Origin of the sequence: Stenotrophomonas sp. DDT-1 (genome assembly GCF_001580555.1) — a bacterium.
Classification (GTDB): Bacteria; Pseudomonadota; Gammaproteobacteria; order Xanthomonadales; family Xanthomonadaceae; genus Stenotrophomonas; species Stenotrophomonas sepilia.
This window is the reverse complement of sequence record NZ_LEKR01000014.1, coordinates 36,884-56,849: the sequence shown is the minus strand read 5'-3', so window position 1 is coordinate 56,849 and position 19,966 is coordinate 36,884. Positions and strand designations below refer to the sequence as shown.

Annotated in this window: 20 protein-coding genes; 3 read left to right on the top strand and 17 right to left on the bottom strand. The window is 67.7% G+C overall.

The genetic code is table 11. The features are described 5' to 3' along the window. Positions 1–115: 115 nt before the first annotated feature. Positions 116–523: an RNA-binding S4 domain-containing protein gene (locus tag AB839_RS09490; RefSeq protein ID WP_005415742.1), complete on the bottom strand. Its 408-nt coding sequence runs from the start codon at positions 521–523 to the stop codon at positions 116–118. Between the two features lie 9 nt (positions 524–532). Beyond that, positions 533–772, bottom strand: coding sequence for a hypothetical protein (locus tag AB839_RS09485; RefSeq protein ID WP_061479154.1), 240 nt, complete (start codon positions 770–772; stop codon positions 533–535). Between the two features lie 62 nt (positions 773–834). Between AB839_RS09485 and AB839_RS09480 the strand changes: the two genes are divergently transcribed. After that, on the top strand, positions 835–2,307 hold the full coding sequence (locus AB839_RS09480; protein WP_061479153.1) for an MATE family efflux transporter: 1,473 nt from the start codon (positions 835–837) through the stop codon (positions 2,305–2,307). 68 nt (positions 2,308–2,375) lie between these two features. On the opposite strand, the gene AB839_RS09475 is transcribed toward AB839_RS09480, so the two are convergent. From AB839_RS09475 to ffh, 11 genes are all read right to left on the bottom strand, one after another. Next, positions 2,376–2,783 (bottom strand): DUF1801 domain-containing protein, encoded by a 408-nt coding sequence (locus AB839_RS09475; protein ID WP_061479152.1) that lies wholly within the window; start codon positions 2,781–2,783, stop codon positions 2,376–2,378. Positions 2,784–2,821: 38 nt separating this feature from the next. Continuing rightward, entirely contained in the window at positions 2,822–3,256 is a 435-nt protein-coding gene (locus AB839_RS09470; RefSeq protein ID WP_049417349.1) for a DUF1801 domain-containing protein, read from the bottom strand. 78 nt (positions 3,257–3,334) lie between these two features. Continuing rightward, positions 3,335–3,715, bottom strand: a complete 381-nt coding sequence (locus AB839_RS09465; RefSeq protein WP_049417408.1) for a DUF6404 family protein — start codon at positions 3,713–3,715, stop codon at positions 3,335–3,337. Between the two features lie 82 nt (positions 3,716–3,797). After that, complete coding sequence (gene rplS, locus AB839_RS09460; RefSeq protein ID WP_005415736.1) at positions 3,798–4,199, bottom strand: 50S ribosomal protein L19; 402 nt, start codon at positions 4,197–4,199, stop codon at positions 3,798–3,800. A 154-nt stretch (positions 4,200–4,353) separates the two neighbouring features. Then, positions 4,354–5,112 (bottom strand): tRNA (guanosine(37)-N1)-methyltransferase TrmD, encoded by a 759-nt coding sequence (trmD, locus tag AB839_RS09455; protein WP_005415735.1) that lies wholly within the window; start codon positions 5,110–5,112, stop codon positions 4,354–4,356. Positions 5,113–5,120: 8 nt separating this feature from the next. Further along, on the bottom strand, positions 5,121–5,633 hold the full coding sequence (rimM, locus tag AB839_RS09450; protein WP_005415734.1) for a ribosome maturation factor RimM: 513 nt from the start codon (positions 5,631–5,633) through the stop codon (positions 5,121–5,123). Positions 5,634–5,677: 44 nt separating this feature from the next. Next, positions 5,678–5,938: a 30S ribosomal protein S16 gene (gene rpsP / locus AB839_RS09445; RefSeq protein WP_005415733.1), complete on the bottom strand. Its 261-nt coding sequence runs from the start codon at positions 5,936–5,938 to the stop codon at positions 5,678–5,680. Positions 5,939–6,126: 188 nt separating this feature from the next. Further along, the gene (locus AB839_RS09440; RefSeq protein ID WP_061479151.1) at positions 6,127–6,729 is read right to left on the bottom strand and encodes a suppressor of fused domain protein; all 603 of its coding nucleotides are present in this window, start codon (positions 6,727–6,729) and stop codon (positions 6,127–6,129) included. Between the two features lie 128 nt (positions 6,730–6,857). Beyond that, positions 6,858–7,640, bottom strand: a complete 783-nt coding sequence (locus AB839_RS09435; RefSeq protein ID WP_061479150.1) for an aminotransferase class IV family protein — start codon at positions 7,638–7,640, stop codon at positions 6,858–6,860. Next, complete coding sequence (locus AB839_RS09430) at positions 7,637–8,713, bottom strand: nitronate monooxygenase (RefSeq protein WP_061479149.1); 1,077 nt, start codon at positions 8,711–8,713, stop codon at positions 7,637–7,639. Before AB839_RS09430 ends, AB839_RS09435 begins: the two co-directional genes overlap by 4 nt. Positions 8,714–8,861: 148 nt before the next feature. Continuing rightward, positions 8,862–10,238 (bottom strand): signal recognition particle protein, encoded by a 1,377-nt coding sequence (gene ffh / locus AB839_RS09425; RefSeq protein WP_014036403.1) that lies wholly within the window; start codon positions 10,236–10,238, stop codon positions 8,862–8,864. 122 nt (positions 10,239–10,360) lie between these two features. Between ffh and ccsA the strand changes: the two genes are divergently transcribed. Continuing rightward, the gene (gene ccsA / locus AB839_RS09420) at positions 10,361–11,155 is read left to right on the top strand and encodes a cytochrome c biogenesis protein CcsA (protein ID WP_005415730.1); all 795 of its coding nucleotides are present in this window, start codon (positions 10,361–10,363) and stop codon (positions 11,153–11,155) included. Between the two features lie 89 nt (positions 11,156–11,244). On the opposite strand, the gene AB839_RS09415 is transcribed toward ccsA, so the two are convergent. The 4 genes from AB839_RS09415 to radA form a co-directional block, all read right to left on the bottom strand. Next, a complete protein-coding gene (locus AB839_RS09415; RefSeq protein ID WP_061479148.1) occupies positions 11,245–11,709 on the bottom strand; it encodes a hypothetical protein in 465 nt (154 codons plus the stop codon). A gap of 103 nt (positions 11,710–11,812) precedes the next feature. Then, positions 11,813–14,119 carry a tetratricopeptide repeat protein gene (locus AB839_RS09410; protein WP_061479147.1) on the bottom strand — a complete coding sequence of 769 codons (2,307 nt, stop codon included), beginning with the start codon at positions 14,117–14,119 and terminating at the stop codon, positions 11,813–11,815. Between the two features lie 49 nt (positions 14,120–14,168). After that, a complete protein-coding gene (locus AB839_RS09405; protein WP_061479146.1) occupies positions 14,169–16,025 on the bottom strand; it encodes an ATP-binding protein in 1,857 nt (618 codons plus the stop codon). Between the two features lie 202 nt (positions 16,026–16,227). After that, positions 16,228–17,604, bottom strand: a complete 1,377-nt coding sequence (gene radA, locus AB839_RS09400) for a DNA repair protein RadA (protein WP_061479145.1) — start codon at positions 17,602–17,604, stop codon at positions 16,228–16,230. Positions 17,605–17,754: 150 nt separating this feature from the next. Between radA and AB839_RS09395 the strand changes: the two genes are divergently transcribed. Next, complete coding sequence (locus tag AB839_RS09395) at positions 17,755–19,812, top strand: bifunctional diguanylate cyclase/phosphodiesterase (protein ID WP_061479144.1); 2,058 nt, start codon at positions 17,755–17,757, stop codon at positions 19,810–19,812. Positions 19,813–19,966 lie beyond the last annotated feature (154 nt).

Here is a 19,966-nt window from a genome sequence, read left to right as displayed (position 1 = left end):
GGCGTCCCGCAGCGCCTGGACGCAGGCACGGTCCGGCGAGCTCTCGTTGAAGCCGTTGCCACCGCGCTGCGGCGTATCCCGGAAGGTGATGTCGCCGGCGAACGCCGGGGCTGCGTCACAGCGCGTCGATGTCCCCCAGCGCGCGGATCAACCGGCGTGCGCGCTTGTCCGGCTTGTGCTCCGGCGGCTGGAACCCATCGCGCGCGGCGATGCGCAGCGCACGCTGTTCGGCACGACGCGCCTTGGAGGCCTCGCTCTCGGCATACAGCTGCTGCGCCGTCGCTGCGGGCCCGCGCTGATCGCTCAAGCCGAGCACCTGGACCTCGAAATGCTCTTCACCACGGTCGACCTGAAGCTGCTCGCCCACGCGCACCGCGCGTGAGGATTTCGGACGCTGCCCGGCAACGCTGACCTTGCCGGTCTCGATCGCCTGCTTGGCCAGGCTGCGGGTCTTGAAGAAACGGGCCGCCCACAACCAGATGTCCAGGCGGACACTGGGTGACAGCGGGGAAAGCTCGGGCATGGGGGCAGGCTACTCCAGTGGCTTGTTGAGGGGACGCGGGTTGTCCGGGTCGGCGCGGCAGCCGGTGCCGCCGATCAATGGCCGCACCCCGGAGGCCAGGTCCTGGCGCTGGCTGCCGACCAGGCACTCGGGACGGTCGGTTGGCCGGATCTGGGTATCACCCAGCCGGTCGTCCATCGAACATGCGGCCAATACAGCGCTGATCAAGGCCAGCGCCAACCTCCGCTCCACCTGCAGTCGTTGATGCATTGCCACATCCCGCGAACCGGCTTGGTGCTAGTGTGCGCCTCCCGGGATTCGATCACCACTCCATGGCCAAAGCGCCGCTTGACCTGACCTCCGGCCCGATCGGGCGCAATCTCCTGTTGTTCTCCCTGCCGATCCTGGCGGGCAACATCGCGCAGTCGCTGAACGGCTCGGTGAACGCGGTCTGGGTCGGGCGCTTCCTCGGCGAGGCGGCACTGACCGCCACCGCGAACGCCAACAACATCATGTTCTTCCTGATCGGCTCGGTGTTCGGTTTCGGCATGGCCTCCACCATCCTGATCGGCCAGGCGATCGGCGCGCGCGACATCGCGCAGGCGCGGCGCGTGGTCGGCACCAGCGCCACCTTCTTCATCGGCCTGTCGGTGATCATCGCCCTCGCCGGCTGGTTCATGGCCCATCCGCTGCTGGCGGCGATGGGCACGCCGGCCGCTTCGCTGCCATTGGCCGAGGCCTACCTGCAGATCATCTTCCTGGCGATGCCGACGCTGTACGCGTTCGCCTTCCTCACCGCCGCGCTGCGCGGTGCCGGTGACTCGCGTACGCCGTTCCGCTTCCTGATGGTGTCGGTGGCACTGGACATCGTGCTGAACCCGGTGCTGATCTTCGGCATGGGGCCGTTCCCCGCGCTGGGTATCGCCGGCTCGGCCTGGGCCACGCTGGTCGCACAGACGCTGTCGCTGGCCGGCCTGCTGCTGTACATGCGGCACAAGCGCCACACCCTGTGGCTGGGCCGCGCCGACATGCGCCTGTTCAGGCTCGACATGACCATCCTCAAGGCGCTGGTGGTCAAGGGCGTGCCGATGGGCCTGCAGATGGTGCTGATCTCGCTGTCGGTGATCCTGCTGATGACCATGGTCAACCAGTACGGGACCGACACCGGCGCGGGCTACGGTGCTGCCCTGCAACTGTGGAACTACCTGCAGATGCCAGCGATGGCGATCGGCGCCGCGTGCTCGTCGATGGCCGCGCAGAACGTCGGTGCGCAGCGCTGGGACCGCGTGCGCGGCACCGCGCGCCAGGGCGTGCTGTTCAACTTCCTGCTGACCGGCGCGTTGATCCTGCCGCTGGTGGTGTTCGATCGCCAGCTGCTGGCGCTGTTCCTGCCACCGGCCAGCCAGGCGCTGGACATCGCCCGCCACCTCAACCACGTGGTGATCGGCTCGTTCCTGTTCTTCGGCGTCAGCTTCGTGATCTCCGGCGTGGTGCGCTCCACCGGCGCGGTGATTCCGCCGCTGCTGATCCTGGCCGGTTCGCTGTGGGGTGTGCGCGTGCCGTTCGCCGAGCTGCTGCAGCCGTACTGGGGCGCCGATGCGATCTGGTGGAGCTTCCCGGTCAGCTCGCTGGTGTCGATGCTGCTGTCGCTGGCGTATTACCGCTGGGGTGGCTGGCGCAAGGCGAAGATGATGGGCAAGCCTTCGCACGCCGAAGAACTGGCCACGCCCTCGGAGATTCCGGCCTGCCCACCGTCGCCGGTGGCCGACCCGGATGCCGCACTGGAGCCAGCGCCGCCACGTTGAGGTGAGTGCGGACCGTTGGTCCGCACAGGCCTGTCAGCCGAGCATGGGCTCGGCTCTACAGAAGACGGTCAGCGCTTCTTCTTCGCCGCGTTGAACGTCGCCGCCGCGCGCAGCAGCGCCTTGAACGCAGCGGCATCCGGCATCGCGCCTTGATGGATATCGATCGCGCGCCGGGTGTTGCCGTCCAGGCTGGCATTGAACAGGCCCTTCGGGTCCGGCAGCGCCGCGCCGTGGGCGAAGGTCAGTTTCACCGCCTGCCTGTAGGTCTCGCCGGTGCACAGGATGCCGTCCTGCTCCCACACCGGCGTGCCGCGCCACTTCCAGGTTTCCTGCACGTCGGGCAGGGCTTCATGGATCAAGGCGCGCACGCGTGCCAGCGTTTCGCCGCGCCAGTCACCCAGTTCGGCGATGCGCGCGTCGATCAGTTCAGCCGCCGGTGTTCCGGCATCGGCAGGGTTCGGTGCATGCGTGACCATCAGCGGCTCTCGTCGGGAAGGGAATCGAAACGTCGGGGTTACATGCGCTCGCCGGGCAACGCGGCGGCCTGGCGCACCCAGTCGAGGAACTGCGCCTCATCCCGCAGGCCGTCCTGCGGGATGTGCAGGTAACGCGTATCGGCGCTCCTGGACGGCTCAGGCGGCACTGGCACCAGTGCCGTGCCGCGGAAGAACGCCACCTTGATGTAGCGGGCGAAGCAATGGAAGCTGAGAAACCACCCTTCGCCCGGCGCAACCGCATACATCGGCGAGTTCCACTTCACCGCCTTGTGCACGCCAGGTACGGCCTGCTCGATCAATGCATCCAGTCGCGCGCCGATCGGACGTTTCCAGTCCGGCATGGCGGCGATGTATGCCTGCACCGGCGCATCGCCCTCGCCCTTGGCGATCTGCGGGTTGCCACCGGACAGCAGCGTGGGCGCAGTGGAAGGTGCGGTTCGCTTGGCAGGCATCGCACGATACGTCCATCGGGATGAAGCTGCAGCCTAGCGCAGGCCCGCCGTGTGGTCACGGCGCAGTGCGCCATCGGCTCAGTCCGCCTGCCGTGCGCGGAACCGGCGCCAGTCCGGCAGCTTGCGGTGGCGTCGCAGCGAGCGCATCAGCGCTGCCATCACGATGCCGAACAGCGCGCCAGCCAACAGACCGGCTACCAGCAACAGCGCCAGCGGGCGCTCGCTGCCCTGCCACAGCATCAGCCACATCAGCGCGGTCCAGAACAGCCCGAACAGCAGGCCCTGCACCAGCGCATTGGTACCAAAACCAGCCAGGATCGGTGGTGGCAGCGCGATGCCCGCGCGCCACAGCAGGCGGTGCAGCAACGGCGCCGACTGCACGCGCGCCAGCCCCTTGCCGTCGAGAAAGCGCAGCGCCGACTGGATCACGGCGGGATAGCGCGGGTTGATATCGTTCATCAGCTGATCGTGGCCGATGCGATGCCGGAAACGCAAACGGCCACCCGAAGGTGGCCGTCACGGCAACAACCGAAGTTGTTTATCAGGCCTTGTCGGCCAGACGGGCAGCCTTGGCGGCAGCAGCGGCAGCCAGGTCTTCCTTGATGCGGGCAGCCTTGCCTTCCAGGCCACGCAGGTAGTACAGCTTGCCGGCGCGGACCTTACCACGACGCTTCACTTCGACCGAGTCGATGATGGCGCTGTGGGTCTGGAAAACGCGCTCGACGCCGTAGCCGTGCGAGATCTTGCGGACGGTGAACGAGGAGTTCAGGCCGGCATTCTTGGTGGCGATGACGACGCCTTCGTAGGCCTGCACGCGCTCGCGGCTGCCTTCCTTCACCTTCACGTTGACGACAACGGTGTCGCCCTGGCTGAACTTCGGCAGTTCACGGGTGATCTGGGCGGATTCGAATTCCGCGACGATGGACTTGTTCAGCTTGCTCATGGGTTACACCGATTCTTGTTCGGGTGGGCGTGTCGTATCGACAACGTGGGCTCATGCAGTCACCGGACTGTGCTGCACGTTTGTTTTGGGTACTGCGCGCGCCAACCGGGGCTGGCGGGAATTGGCCATGATAGCCGATAAAGCCAGCCCTGCGCTAGGGGCTGGCCTTCTGGTTCCGGGCCTGGCGGCCCTGCTCCAGCAGTTTGCGGTCGGCCTTGCCCAGTGCCTGTTCATCCAGCAGGTCCGGGCGCCGCTGGGCGGTCCGGAGCAGCGACTGCTGGCGGCGCCAGGCGGCGATGGCCGCGTGGTTGCCCGAGCGCAGCACCTCCGGCACGTCCCCCAGCGGGTGCTGGGCCGGCTGGCTGTAATGCGGGCAGTCGAGCAGACCGAGGTCGCCCTCGAAGCTGTCCTGCGCCGCCGACTCCGCATCGTTCAGGGCACCGTCCTGCAGGCGGGCCACGGCGTCGATGATCACCGCCGCGCCCAGCTCGCCCCCGGACAGCACGTAGTCGCCGAGGGAGATTTCCTCGTCGACATTGGCCTCCAGGAAACGCTCGTCGATGCCCTCGTAGCGGCCACAGAGCAGGACCATGCGCGGCAGCGCCGCCAGTTCCCGCACCTTGGCCTGGGTCAACGGCGCGCCCTGCGGACTGAGGTAGATCACCCGCGCAGGGGTTGGATCGGCCTCTCGGATCGCCTGCAGGCAGGCCTGCAGCGGCTCGATCAGCATCACCATGCCCGGGCCACCACCGAACGGACGGTCGTCCACCCGGCGGTAGTTGCCTTCGGCGTAATCACGGGGGTTCCAGCCATGCAGGCTGAACAGTCCCTTCTCCTGCGCGCGCCCGACCACGCCCAGTCCAGCGGACTGGGCGAGGAACTCGGGAAACAGGGTGATGACGTCGAAACGCATGCTCGCACTCAGAACTCGGGGTCCCAGTCGACCACGATCAGGTTGGCCTCGAAATCGACCGATTTGACGAAGTCCGGCTGCACGAACGGAATCATCCGCTCGCGGTCACCCCGGACCACCACCACGTCATTGGCGCCGGTGCTGAACAGGTGCGAGACCTGGCCCAGGGCGACGCCCTCGGTGGTCTTCACATCCAAGCCTTCCAGGTCCACCCAGTAATATTCATCGGGCTTCGGCGGCGGCAAGGCACTGCGGGCCACGTAGATCTCGGTGCCGCGCATCGCTTCGACCACATCGCGATCCTCGACCCCGGGAAAACGGGCCACCAGGTGCTTGCCGCTGTCGCGGCCGCGTACACCCTCAACCGTGGTTTCCACGCCGGACGGGCTGCGCACGATCCACGGCTGGTAACGGAAAATGGCGGAACGAGGCTCGGTCCAGGACTCGAGCTTGATTTCGCCGCGCACACCAAAAGCGCCGACAACCCTGCCCAGCAGGATGCGGCGCTCGATATCTTTCATCTGCTTCAACCAAGAGGGCCACGCCGAAGCGTGGCCCGTCAGGATCAGGCCGCAGCGGCCTGGGACTTGGTCGCTTCCTTGATCAGGTTGCGGACCTTGTCGGTCGGCTGGGCGCCGTTCTTGACCCAATGGTCAACGCGGGCCAGGTCCAGCTCGATGCGCTTCTCGGCGCCCTGGGCGACCGGGTTGTAGAAGCCAACGCGCTCGATGTTGCGGCCGTCGCGCGCGCTGCGCACGTCGGTGACGATGATGTGGTAGAACGGACGCTTCTTGGCGCCGCCGCGGGTCAGTCGGATCTTGACCATGGTGTTTTTCCTATTGCCCAGTCGCCAGGATGGCGAGGTAAGCGGGCGATTATAGCGGCAGAGCCCGGCCTAGCCAACCCCATATGACGCCGCGCCCTCACGGTAGCGCCGGGCCATGCCCGGCGGCTTTTGTTCAGCAATGTGATCGACTTCTGAATTACCCCGCCGACGTCCCCATGGCGATAACGTCAACGTGCTCCAGCGACAGGCGCCCGATGCATGTCCAGCACATCTACCTCGTGCCGCTGCAGCAGGTCGTCAAATGCATCGCCGCCAATCCGCTCGACAAGTTGCCGCTCGGATTCGTGGATGGCGATGCACTGCAGCCAATTGATCGCCACGGGCGGAACCTCCAACCCTGGAAAACTTGCGTCATTCCAGGAGAAGGGCAGCACCAGATAGACGTGCGGCATCCGGGTCGATGGGAAGTAGTCCTGCAGGATGTCGGGAATCACGCAACCCGGCCACACCGCCGCACGATCACGCATGATTGCAAAGGCGGTCGAGGCGACCACGTTGTCCCAGTGCTGCGTGTCATCTTCCGCACACGCGCACAGCTCGACGCGGGTTTCCAGCTCGTGCCCCTCTGAATGACGTAAAGCAAAATCCGATAGTCCGATGGACGAGATGGACTTCAGCCCTGCTTCAGGCGAGTTGGACGTCGTAAGGATATCGACCGAACGCAGGCGATGATCATCGTGAAAGGCCTGGACCTTGGGCCGCCCCTCACCGCCCATGATCTTGATTGCGTGCATCGCTACCGCGCGATGCTGCTCGGTGACCGTACTCATATCTGATTGGTACCCCGGTGCGTTGTTCGCTGCGGCGGCATCCGCCGGGCATGGCCCGGCGCTACCAGCTGCAACGCTTCAAGGTAGCGTGCGGCCATGCTTGGCGACCGGCAGCCCGCGCGCCTCGTTCAGGAGAGCGGCTGCCAGGCCACCGCCGCCAGCACCACCCTGCCCTGTTCAGCCAGCGCCTGCGAGCCGGGCAGGACATGCCCGTCAATGGCCTCCAGCGCCCACAGGCCGCTGGCGTTGCAGGCAAAAGCCGCCTTCACGCCGGCCAGATCGGCCAGCGGCAGCGGCTGAGTGACCTGAGGTCCCGGCCAATGCTGCTTCAGCAGCGCCTCAGCCGTACCGCGCAGGGCCGGCGCCTGCGGCCAGAGCAGCCGTTCACCATCGTGCACGGCCAGGTTCCAGGTACTGCCTTCACTCACTTCGCCATCGGCGGTCACGAACAGCGCATCGTCGAATCCGGCCGCCAGCGCCGCGCGGCGTTCGGCGAACAAACCAAACGTGCCGACGTGCTTGATCTGCGGCAGTTCACGCTGCCAGGCCACGCTGCGCACGCGCTTGGCGACGGTCAGCGTCACCGGCGCTGACACCGCCACCAGCACGTCCACCGGCACCGCCGCCAGCGGATTGCGGAAATCGAAGCGGCGCGAGTACACCGTCACCCGCAGCGAGGCATCGGCCTGCCCTGACTGCTGCAATGCCTGCGCCATCCATGCCTGTACCTGCACCGTGTCCAGTTCGCTGCCGAACAGTTCGCGCGTAGCCTGTGACAGCCGCGCCAGATGCAGGTCCAGCCCCTGCACTGCACCACCACGCACCTGCAGCGAGGTGAAGTGGCCGTAATTCACCAGCGCCGGCAGGAGATCCTCCACCTGCGCCGCCCGGCCGTTGCAGCTCACCATCATGGCAGCAGTGCCTGCGCCTGTTCCCACATGCCGCGCAGCACGTCGGCGGCCGGCTGCGCCGGCGCCATCCACGCCGACTGCCCGGCCCAGGCCTGCATCGCCGCCAGACGATTCTCCTGTGCCGCCTGCCTGCGCATCGGGGCGGTCAGGCCGCGCTGCACCGGGTATGGACGCGGCGCGGGGGCGCCTTCTGCGGCAGCGGCGCGCACATAGGGCGTCGCCAGGCCACGGCCCAGGCGACCACTGAAGGCGCGGGTCGGCCAGGTGTCTTCCGGTTCGCTGGCGGCCAGCCCATCGGCCCACGCCGAAGCAATCGCCGCTTCCGGCGTGCGCAGGAAGGCGGTGCCGATCTGCACCGCACTGGCGCCCAAGGTGAGTGCGGCAGCGATGCCACGGCCATCGGCGATGCCGCCGGCGGCAATCACCGGAATCTGCAGCTGATCAGCCAGGCGCGGCAGCAGCGCAAACAGTCCCACCAGCTGGCGCTCGGCCATCGCCGGATCAAAGGAACCACGATGGCCGCCGGCCTCCGCGCCCTGCGCCACCACCGCGTCGGCGCCGGCGTCCTGTGCCGCGCGCGCTTCGGACAAGGTGGTGGCACAGGCGATCCAGGCGATGCCGGCGTCCTTCAACTGCTGCACGTGGCGCGGCAACAGCACGCCCATGATGGTCGAGGCCACCGCAGGACGCGCCGCCAGCAGTGCGGCGAACTGTTCTTCGAAGTCGGCCGGCGTGGCGTCGGCGGCACTGGCGGGCACCTCCGGGCCCCATTGCGCGAGGAAGGCGCGGCTGGCGGCCTCGGCGGCAACGTCACGGGCAGGTACAGGGTCCGGCATCCACAGGTTCACCTGCGCCGGACCGCTGGAGGCTGCGCGGAAGTCATCCATCCAGCGACCGATATCGGCCGAAGAGGACAACACCGCGCCCATTGCGCCCATGCTGCCGGCGTTGGCCAGCGCAGCCGACAACGGTACCGGGCAGGCACCGGCCATCGGTGCCAGCAGGATCGGAACGGAAACGCCAAAGCGCCGGCAGAACGCCTCGGCGCGGGAAGCTACAGCGGAACTCTGCATGACGGCCCATCGTTTCGGACAGGCCCCCATGGTGCGCGCAGGACAGGGGAAGAGTCGAGCCTGCTGCCCGACGGCCTGCTGCGGCGCTTGTGCGCCGCCGCCCGAGCGTGGGCCCGGGCGCTACATCAGATTGCGGAGGGGGCCGTCATCAACGGAACGGCATGCCGCGGCCGCCCATGGCGCCCATCATGCCCTTCATACTGCGCAACATGCCCTTCATGCCACCGCCGGCCATCTTGCTCATCATCTTTTCCATCTGCATGTACTGCTTCATCAGCTTGTTGACGTCGGCCGGCGTCACGCCCGAGCCCTTGGCGATGCGCGCGCGGCGCGAGCCGTTGAGCAGGTTCGGATTGCGCCGTTCCTTCTTGGTCATCGAGCCGATGATGGCGATCATGCGCGGCACTTCCTTGCCCTGGCTGACCTGCTGCTTCAGATGGTCGGGGATGTTGCCCAGGCCCGGCAGCTTGTCCATCAGGCCGCCGATGCCGCCCATGTTCTGCATCTGCTCCAGCTGGTCACGCATGTCGTTCAAGTCGAATTTCTTGCCCTTGGCGACCTTCTCGGCCAGCTTGGCGGCCTTGTCCTTGTCGACCTGCTGCTCGACCTGCTCGACCAGCGACAGCACGTCGCCCATGTCGAGGATGCGGCTGGCGATACGGTCCGGGTGGAACACGTCCAGGCCTTCCGGCTTTTCACTGACACCGACGAACTTGATCGGCTTGCCGGTGATGTAGCGCACGCTCAGCGCGGCGCCGCCGCGGGCGTCACCGTCGGTCTTGGTCAGCACCACGCCGGTCAGCGGCAGGGCATCGCCGAAGGCCTTGGCGGTATTGGCCGCGTCCTGGCCGGTCATGGCATCGACCACGAACAGCGTTTCGGCCGGATTCACCGCAGCGTGCAGGGCCTTGATCTCGGCCATCATCGCTTCGTCGATGGCCAGGCGGCCGGCGGTATCGACCAGCAGCACGTCGACGAACGACTTGCGCGCATCGTCGATGGCCGCGCGCACGATGGCTTCCGGCTTCTGGTCGGCGCTGGACGGGAAGAACAGCACGCCCACCTGCTCGGCCAGGGTCTTCAGCTGCTCGATCGCGGCCGGGCGGTAGACGTCGGCCGACACCACCATCACCTTCTTCTTGCGCTTTTCCTTCAGGTGCTTGGCCAGCTTGCCGACCGTGGTGGTCTTGCCGGCACCCTGCAGGCCTGCCATCAGGATGATGGCCGGAGCGGGAACATTGAGGTTCAGGTCGCTGGCTTCGGCGCCCATCACCGCGGTCAGCTCGTCGCGCACGACCTTGATCAGGGCCTGGCCCGGGGTCAGCGACTTCAGCACTTCCTGGCCGACCGCACGCACCTTGATGCGCTCGATCAGGGCCTGCACCACCGGCAGCGCAACGTCGGCCTCGAGCAGCGCGATGCGCACTTCGCGGGTCGCCTCGCGGATGTTCTCCTCGGTCAGGCGGCCACGGCCACGCAGGCGCTCGATGGTGCCGGAAAGGCGCTGGGTCAGGGACTCGAACATGCGGCGCAACCTGTCTGAAAGCGGGGGACAATAAGGCAGACAGTATAACGGGTCCGGCTGTCTCCCCGGACTGCGGCCACGGGGCCGTCGCCAGCATCACGGGGGTATGCGAAACTGCAACGATGACAATCGTTCTCATCGCCGTCCTGCTCTACCTGGCTGCCAGTGCCCTGCTGGTGCGCGCGCTTGGCCGCGATGAGACGACCGGCTCCCCCATCTGGCTGTGGCCGGCCCTGCCCGCCATGCTGCTGCACGGCGGCTACCACGTGATGGTGGCGATGCGCACCAACGGCGGGCCGGACATGCACTTCTTCGCCGCACTGTCGCTGGTCGGCCTGGGCATGGCCTGGCTGACGTCGCTGGTCGGCGCGCGCGGGCGGATGTCGGCGCTGGGCGTGGTGGTGTTCCCGCTGGCCGCCGTGCTGCTGCTGGCCTACCACGGTTACGGCCACGAACCGAGCAAGGTACTGGGCTGGCGCCTGGCCAGCCACGCCTGGCTGGCCCTGCTGGCCTACGCCACGCTGAGCATCGCCGCGTTGCTGGCGATCATGCTGTGGCTGCAGGAACGCGCGCTGCGCCGCCGCGAGTTCCGGCCTTGGCTGCGGGCACTGCCGCCGCTGGCCGACCTGGAATCACTGCTGTTCCGGGTGATCACCGTCGGCTTCGCGCTGCTGACCCTGACCCTGGTCACCGGGGTGCTGTTCGTCGACGACCTGCTGGCGCAGAAGCTGGTGCACAAGACCGTGCTGAGCGTGCTGTCGTGGATCGTGTTCGGCGTGCTGCTGATCGGCCGCCGGCGCTACGGCTGGCGCGGCATGAAGGCGGTGCACTGGACGCTGGCGGCGATGCTGTTGCTGCTGCTGGCCTTCTTCGGCAGCCAGTTCGTGATCGAACTGGTGTTCGGGCATTCGCGATAAAGGCGTGCCGACCAACGGTCGGCACCCACCCCAGCATCACCGGGTAGTGCCGGCCGCTGGACCGCACCATGCGTGGATGCCGTGGGCGGTCAAGGCAGCGGCTGGGCCAGGATTTTCCGCACCGAACGACCACTGTTGGTGACGATGTCATCAACCTGCCAGCACCCCTGCCCGTGGCGCACCATCGGCAGGCGGGTCAGGTAGGCCTTCTTCCACACCGAATAGCGCATCTCGACCTGGCCGGCGGAGGCCGAAGCCTCCTTCCAGCTGTAGCGCACCGGGGTTTCGATGTCACCGTCCTGCGCATCCAGCCACGGATCCGAATCGATTGTGCAGATGCCCTCTTCGCGCTGCTGGCAGGAGCGCTCTCCACGCAGTGCCTTGCCGAAGGCAGGGCTGACCAGCGCGGCCGGCGGCTCCAGCAGGTCACCGTTGCCGGTCGTCGCCTCGTAGAAAGCGCGGGCGACAGCCGCAGGCTCCTGGCATGCGGGTGCAGCCTGTGCGGTAGGGGCCAGCAGCACCCCGGCGATCACGAACATCCTTGTCCCGCGCATATCGCGTTCCTTGGTGATGATGATTCGTTGTAGAGCCGAGCCCATGCTCGGCTGATTATCCGCATGAGCCGAGCACAGGCTCGGCTCTACACGAGCCTGGAGCTTACAACCCGTAACGCTCGATCACGTCCAGATGCGGCTGGCGATCCTGGTCACAGGCTTCAGCCAGGCGCAGCCAGCAATGCGGATGCGGCCACGTCGCGGTGTGCTGCTGCAGGAAGCGGTGCAGTGCCAGCGGTGCGTGGTCCTGCGGCGGGGCCACGGTGAACAGCAGGCCGGGCAGCGTCCCCTCTTCCACATCGGGGTCGGTGACGGTGTAGTCCGGCCGGCTGTGTGACCACACCTTCCAGCCCTGTGCTTCGGCCGCCTCGACGAAGGCATTCCAGGCCTCTTCGCCCGGGTGCGCGCCATCGATCATCCAGCTGCGGGCGAAGCCGCCGCGCTCCAGCACATGCACCTGCGCATAGGTCGGGATGAAATGCTCGCGTGCTTCCTCCTCCTCGGGTGCCGGATGCACCAGCGCGGCATCGAACACCACCCAGTCGCCCACCTGCTGGGCGCGGTTGGACGGCGCGTTCTCTACGATGCGCGCGGTCACCGGACCGCTGCGACGGGCGTAGTACTCCATCGGCTCGCCGTTTTCTTCGCTGCGGATGATCACCCAGCCCCACGGCTCCTCTACCACGCCGTCCTGGCTGGACAATTCCATGCCAAGCGCCGCCGCCGAGCGGCGCACGGCGTCCCAGTCGCGCGCGGCGCTGGCTGCGCTCATGTGGTCCCAATGCGCGGCATTGGGCTCGTCCAGCAGCTCCACCAGCTGTGCATAACAGGCCTGGGCCTCGCTGAAACGGCCGGTTTCCATGTACATGCGCGCCAGCGTGCCGCGCGCGCCGTGCGAGCCCGGAGACAGCTCCAGAAGCGATCGGGCCGCCTGCTCCAGCGCCGGCCAGTCGGACACGCGGCGTGCACGCTGCACCTCGCACCAGTGCGCGAACACGGACACGCTGCCGCGATAGAGATCGGCCAGCTGGCGCAGTCCGTCGTCGTCGCCCTGTTCGGCCAGCCAGCGCATCAGCGTGTAGGCTGCAGGACCATCGTTCTGCGCATGGCTGCGTACGAACCGCCACAACAGCGCTCGCGCCTCGGCCTGCGCGCCGCAGGCATTCAGTGCCGAGGCGGCCATGTCGGCCAGCGCCTCGTCATCGGGCAGCTCGGCATGCGCCTGCAGCAACCACTGCGCTTCGCGCTCGGGATCGCGCGACTGGTTCTGTTCGCCCTGCGCGTCCAGCCATGCCAGCAGCTCGCCGGCCGGCACCGGCAGCGGCGCGACGTCCGGCAATGCCTCGATGCGCGCGGCCAGGCCGGCCACCAGCGCCGCGGCACCACGGTCCTGGCGCAGCTGCGCCAGATGGGTGCGGGCCAGTTCCAGCTGCCGCAGTGCGACCCAGCGCGCGCCACGCTGCAGCGCCAGCTCCAGGCTCAGCGCCGCCACTTCGATCAGCAGGCGATGCGAACCAACCCGGGCGAAGTGCTCGATGATGGTGTTGAAGCGCGTGCCCAGGTCCCAGCTGTTGCGCGCAGGATCCCGCTGGCACAGCGCTGCCGCAGTGTTTGCCCACAGCCGCCAGTAGTTCGGGGTCAGTTCGCTCCACGGCACCAGCTGCTGCAGCGCCTCTTCGTCGCGGCCCAGCTGGGCCAGCGCCCAGGCCTTGGACAGGCGGCGCGGCACCGTGCAGTTGGCCGGCTCGTACTCTCCGGACGCAGCAACTTCGGCCTCCCGCTTTTCGATCAGCGCCAGTGCCTCATCGGCACGGCCCATGCCCAGCAGGATCTTGATCTGCATCTCCGGGAAGCTGTCGAACACTTCCTTGCCACAGGCTTCCACGGCATCGGCCTGCACCTGCAGGTAATCCAGCGCCGCCTGGCCACGGCCATCATCGAGCAGCGCATCGGCCTTCTCGCAGCTCAGGCACTGGAAACAGGCCCAGCTCGGATCGATGCGGCCAAGGGTTTCGTCGCAGACCTCGATGCGCTCGGGCACCCAGCCCGGGCCGTCGATGTTGCCGTAGCAGGCGGCCAGGTCCTGGGTCACGCAGATCGACTGCGGGCATTCCAGGGTGTCCTCGCGGTGCGCGCGCTCGAACAGCGCTACGGCTTCGCCGAGTGCGCTCTCGCCTTCCACGCGGTTGCCGACGCGGTTGCGCAGCGCCCAGTGGCCGACATAGACGTCAACCCACGGGTTGTCCAGTGCCTTGCCCAGGGCGCGTGCTTCGGGCAGCAGCGCATCGACGCGGTCGATCTGCAGTTCACTGACCTCGTCGGCGAGGCGGTTCAGCAGGTGCGCGTTCTGCGCCTGGCCGGCCTGGCGCAGGTCACCCTGCAGCTTTTCGACCCAGTTCCAGATGTCCATGGGGGTAATTGCTCCTGTCTAGCGAAGGCTGGATGAGAAGGTGCGGTGCTCAGCGCAGCATCTGCTGCAGGGCACCGGCGATATCGGTGAAGGCACCATTGAGATCCGGGCCCGGCGTAGCAGTCGCGCGTGCCAGCGGGCGGCCCTGCGCGGCGACGATGACTTTCAGCGAGCGCAGCAGGCGGGCTGCGGCCTCGGCCTGTGGGTGGCCCTCGCGCTGGGCGCGCAGCAGTGCCTGCACCGCCGGGTTGTCGAGATTGAGATACAGCCGCGACGGTGCGCGCGATTCGATGCGCGCGGTGAACTGTCGCGCCAGGCGCAGCGCGGCCATCGAGACGCGCTTGTCGTTCTCGTCGTCTTCCAGCCGCTGCTTCAGCTCGGCCTCGCGGTCGGGCACCACCACCACCGGCAGCGCCTCCGGGCTGAAACGCGCGGGCAGCAGCTGCTCGCCGTCGCCCAGTTGTTCGCGCAGCCACGCCAGCTGCGCCTCGTCGAGGCTGTCATCACTGCGGAACAGTGCGCGGTTGCCCTGTTCGGTACCCAGCTCGACCAGGCGCAGGCCCTTGGCCTGGGCCCAGCGCCGCAGGAACGGCACCACCGCATAGCGATGGCCATGCGCGACCGGTACGCCCATCGCGCGGAACAGCATCTCTTCAAAGCCACCGCCGTTGTCGAGGATGACATGCACGGCACCGCGCGCCGGCAGCGCACTGGCCGGCAGGTCGCCCTGCGAAGTCGGCACCCGCACATGCTCCATCAGCAGTTCGAACAGGCGCTCATCGCACAGCGACGCACCCAGCAGGGCCTCGTTGTGGCGGGTCAGCACGCGCCGCCAGGCTTCCGGTTGCTGCTTCGCAACGTCGGCCAGGCCGTCGATCAGCGCCTCCAGAAGTGCATGCTGCACCGCGCGGTACTGGTCATCGCGCTGCAGGTCTTCGCGGCTGGCGGTGGGCGTCAACCGCGAGGATTCGATCACCCCGCCGATGAAACCGGCCCACGGCGGCAGCAGGTCGCGCGCGTCGTCATCCAGCAGCATCCCACGCACGAACACCGACAGGTTGCGGTTGTCGCTGGTGCCATAGGTGGCGCCATCCTGCACCCACAGCAGGCCAGTGGCATCGCTGTGGCCATCGGCACGCAACGGCACGGTGACGATCGGCTCGAAATCATGCTCGAACCGCGCGGCGAACTGCAGTGCCTGCCGGCGGGCCTGCACCGGATGCACGGCGACATCCCCCTGGCCGCGCCACGGCGGCGGCTCGGGATTGAGCGCCTCGCCCGCAGCACCGATGAAGATCGGCTCGGACAGCAACGCGCAGTAGCGGCCCAGCACCTCATGCAGGCGCGCTTCGTTGGCCAGCGGCAGGAAGTCCGGATGCAGCTCCAGCTCCACCTCGGTACCCACCGCGCGTGCCGGCACTTCGCTGACGGTGTACTGCTCGGCGTTGCTGGACACGTACAGGTGGCCCAGATCCGGCGTCTGGTACGAGGTGGTGCGCACGCTGACCCGGCGCGCCAGCACGAAGGCCGACAGGAAGCCGAGGCCGAACATGCCGATCAGCCCTTCATCGTCCTCACCGCCCTGGCGCAGGCCACGGGTGTAGCCGACGCCGACGGTGGCCAGGTAATCGTGGATCTCCTGGCGGGTCAGGCCGGCCCCAGTATCGGTGATGCGCAGCACGCCGGCACCGGCATCAACCTGCACCGAAATGCGCGAAGGCACGTCAACGCCGGGCTGCTCGATGCGGCGGCGGATGATCGAGTCATGCGCGTTCTGTACCAGCTCACGCAGCGCCACCACCGGGGTGGAATACAGGTGCTTGCCCAGCACCGTCATCAGTCCATTGAGATCGACCCCGGCACGACGGATCTCGGCGTTGGGGGCGGTGAGTGCGGTGTCCTGCATGTAATCGTTTACTCCTGGGCACGGAAAGACGCCAGAGGGCGTCTTCGTCGAGCGGGAAAAACTAGCACAGTGAAGCTGACCGTTACTGCATTGGACATTTGTAGAGCCGAGCCCATGCTCGGCTGCTGTTCGACCACCAGTCGAGCATGGCTCGACTCCACAGAAAGCAGCCGAGCGTGGGCTCGGCTCTACAGGGCTGGCATCACGCCGCGTCGATGGCCTCGGACAGGCGTTCTACCGCGATCACCTCCATGCCTTTCACCGAACCGCCCTTGGGCGCATTGGCCCTGGGCACGATGGCGCGCTTGAAGCCATGGGTGGCGGCCTCGCGCAGGCGGTCTTCGCCATTGGGCACCGGGCGGATCTCGCCGGACAGGCCCACCTCGCCGAAGGCGATGGTCTTCTCCGCCAGCGGCCGATCCTGCAGCGACGACAACACCGCCAGCAGCACCGGTAGATCGGCGGCGGTCTCCTGGACGCGGATGCCACCGACCACATTGACGAACACGTCCTGGTCGCCGACCAGTACGCCGCCATGGCGATGCAGCACTGCCAGCAGCATGGCCAGGCGATTCTGCTCCAGGCCGACCGCGACACGGCGCGGGTTCGACAGCGGCGATGCGTCGACCAGCGCCTGTACCTCCACCAGCAGCGGCCGCGTGCCCTCGCGGGTGACCATCACGCAGCTGCCCGGCTGATGGGTGCTGCCGCCGGACAGGAAGATCGCCGAGGGGTTGGAGACCTCCTTCAGGCCCTTGTCGCCCATCGCGAACACACCCAGCTCGTTGACCGCACCGAAGCGGTTCTTGAACGCGCGCAACAGGCGGAAGCGGCTGCCGCTCTCGCCCTCGAAGTACAGCACCGCGTCCACCATGTGTTCCAGCACGCGCGGGCCGGCGATGCCGCCCTCCTTGGTCACATGGCCGACCAGGAACACGGCAGTGCCGGTTTCCTTGGCAAACCGCACCAGCCGCGCCGCGCTCTCGCGCACCTGGCTGACCGAACCGGGCGCAGCGGTCAGGCTCTCGGTCCACAGGGTCTGCACCGAATCGGCCACGATCAGCCGCGGGCCGGCCTTGGATGCGTGCTGCAGGATCGACTCGACCCCGGTCTCGGCCAGCGCATTGACGCCGTCCAGCGGCAGCTCCAGGCGATGCGCACGGCCAGCCACCTGCGCCAGTGACTCCTCGCCGGTGACGTACAGCACTGGCAGTTCAGCGGCCATCTTCGCCACCGCCTGCAGCAGCAGCGTCGACTTGCCGATGCCCGGGTCGCCGCCCACCAGCACCACCGCGCCTTCGACCAGGCCGCCGCCCAGCACACGGTCGAACTCGCCGATGCCGGTGGAGACCCGGCGATGCTCGGTCTGCTCCACATCCTTCAGCGCGGTGATCTTCGGCGGATCGATCTTGCCGGCCCAGCCTGCCCGGCGCGACGCCGGTGCCTTGGCCGCCGCCGCGCTCTCCAGCACGATTTCCGACAACGAGTTCCAGGCGTTGCACTCGGTGCACTGGCCCTGCCACTTGCTGAATTCGGCGCCGCATTCATTGCAGACGTAGGCGGTGCGGGCTTTGGCCATCGGATGATTTCCAGCAACGGGAACAGGCGTGGCAGGATAGCCGAGCCGGGTCGCAGCTGCTGCGACCGCTCAAGTCCTGCCCACCCGCGCCGATAGGGGTCGCGGGCGTGCGCCTTGCGGGCGCCCCCTTCCTCCCCCACTGGATTCAACATGACTGGCAGTTACAGTCAGAGCCTGGTCATCATCTCCCTGCTGGTGGCCATTCTTGCTTCGTACACGGCGCTGGACATGGCCGGGCGCCTGGCCACCGCCGAGGGGCGCGTGGCGCGCTGGTGGCTGGCCGGAGGCGCGGCGGCCATGGGCCTGGGCATCTGGTCGATGCACTTCATCGGCATGCTGGCCTTCGACCTGCCGATCCCGCTGGGCTATGACCTCGGCATCACCCTGTACTCGCTGGCGGTCTCGATCGGTGCCTCGGCCTATGCGCTGTGGCTGGTATCGCGCCCCAGCCTGCCGTGGCGCCGGCTGCTGGCCGGGGCCGTGCTGATGGGCCTGGGCATCGCAGCCATGCACTACCTGGGCATGGCAGCGATGCGCATGCAGCCCGGCATCGACTACCACCCGGGCTGGTTTGCCGCCTCCATCGCGGTGGCCATCGGTGCCGCTGGCGCCGCCCTGTGGATCGCCTTCCGCCTGCGCGCCGAGCAGCGCCGCACCCTCCTCCTGCGTGCGCTCGCATCGCTGGTGATGGGCCTGGCCATCGTCGGCATGCATTACACCGGCATGGCGGCGGCACGCTTCCCGGAAGGCAGCCTCTGTGGCGCCGTCGGCAGTGGCGGCATCGACACGCGCTGGCTGGCGGTGCTGGTGATCGTCACCACCGTGGCCACGCTGGGCATCGCCCTGGTGGCCTCGCTGTTCGACCGGCAGATGCGCGTGCGCACCGGGCTGCTGGCCGATTCGCTGGCGCACGCCAACGACAAGCTGATCCAGGCGGCCCTGCACGACCCGTTGACCCAGCTGCCCAACCGCATGCTGCTGCAGGACCGCATCGAGCAGGCTATCGAGAAGGCGCGGCGCCGCAATCATGCGGTGGCGGTGATGTTCTGCGACCTGGATGGCTTCAAGGCGGTCAATGATGCCTATGGCCATCAGCTTGGCGACCGCCTGCTGGTGGCGGTGGCGCAGCGCATCGGCGGCCTGCTGCGCCCGCAGGACACGTTCGCCCGTCTCGGCGGCGACGAGTTCGTGATCGTGCTGGCCATCGACATTCCCGACGATGCGGTCGTGGTGGCCGAGCGCATCATTGCCGCCGCCGGTGAGCCGTTCACGCTGGATGCGGCCGAACTGCAGGTCAGCGCGAGCCTGGGCATCGCCCTGTACCCGGATGACGCCAGCAACGAGCGCGAGCTGATGGCGCACGCCGATGCGGCGATGTACCACACCAAGGAAACCGGGCGGAACGGCTATACCTTCTTCACGCCCTCGATGCAGCTCAGTGCCAATCGCCAGCTGCGCCTGCTGCAGGACCTGCGCAAGGCCATCGCCCGCAACGAACTGATCCTGCATTACCAGCCCAAATTTCCGGCCGCGGGCGCACCGGCCACCGGCGCCGAGGCGCTGCTGCGCTGGCAGCACCCGGAGCTGGGGCTGCTGGCGCCGGATGTGTTCATTCCGATCGCCGAACGCAGCGGCCTGATCCTGCCGATCGGTGACTGGGTACTGGACCAGGCCTGCGCGCAACTGCGGGCATGGCACGATGCCGGGCATGCGGAATGGACCATGGCGGTGAACCTGTCGCCGTTGCAGTTCGCCTCGCCGGCACTGCTGGACAGCGTGCGCGAGGTGCTGGAGCGGCACCGGATCGAACCGGCACGGCTGACCCTGGAGATCACCGAGACCACGGCGATGAAGGACGTCGATGCCAGCTTGGCGATCCTCAGCGACCTGACCACAATGGGCGTGCACATCGCCATCGATGATTTCGGTACCGGCTACTCCAGCCTGCTGTACCTCAAGCGGATGCCAGCCACCGAACTGAAGATCGACCGTGCGTTCGTGCACGACCTGGAGCGCAATGACGAGGACGCCGCCATCGTCTCGTCGATCATCGCGCTGGGCCGCACCCTGCAGCTGCAGGTGGTGGCCGAAGGCGTGGAGACGCAGGCACAGCGCGAATACCTGAGCGAGCTCGGCTGCGACCAGTTGCAGGGTTATCACCTGGGGCGGCCGATGGAGCCCGAGGAGTTCCTGCGCCGGGTGGGGTGAGGCGCGCGGCTCCTCCACGCACGGGGTGGAGCCACGGGTAGAGCCGGCCGCTGGCCGGCGTCCCGCAATTGCCGGCCAGCGGCCGGCACTACTACCGGACAACGGAAAACCAGAAAGGCCGCCCGAGGGCGGCCTTTCTGCGTGGCAACGTCGC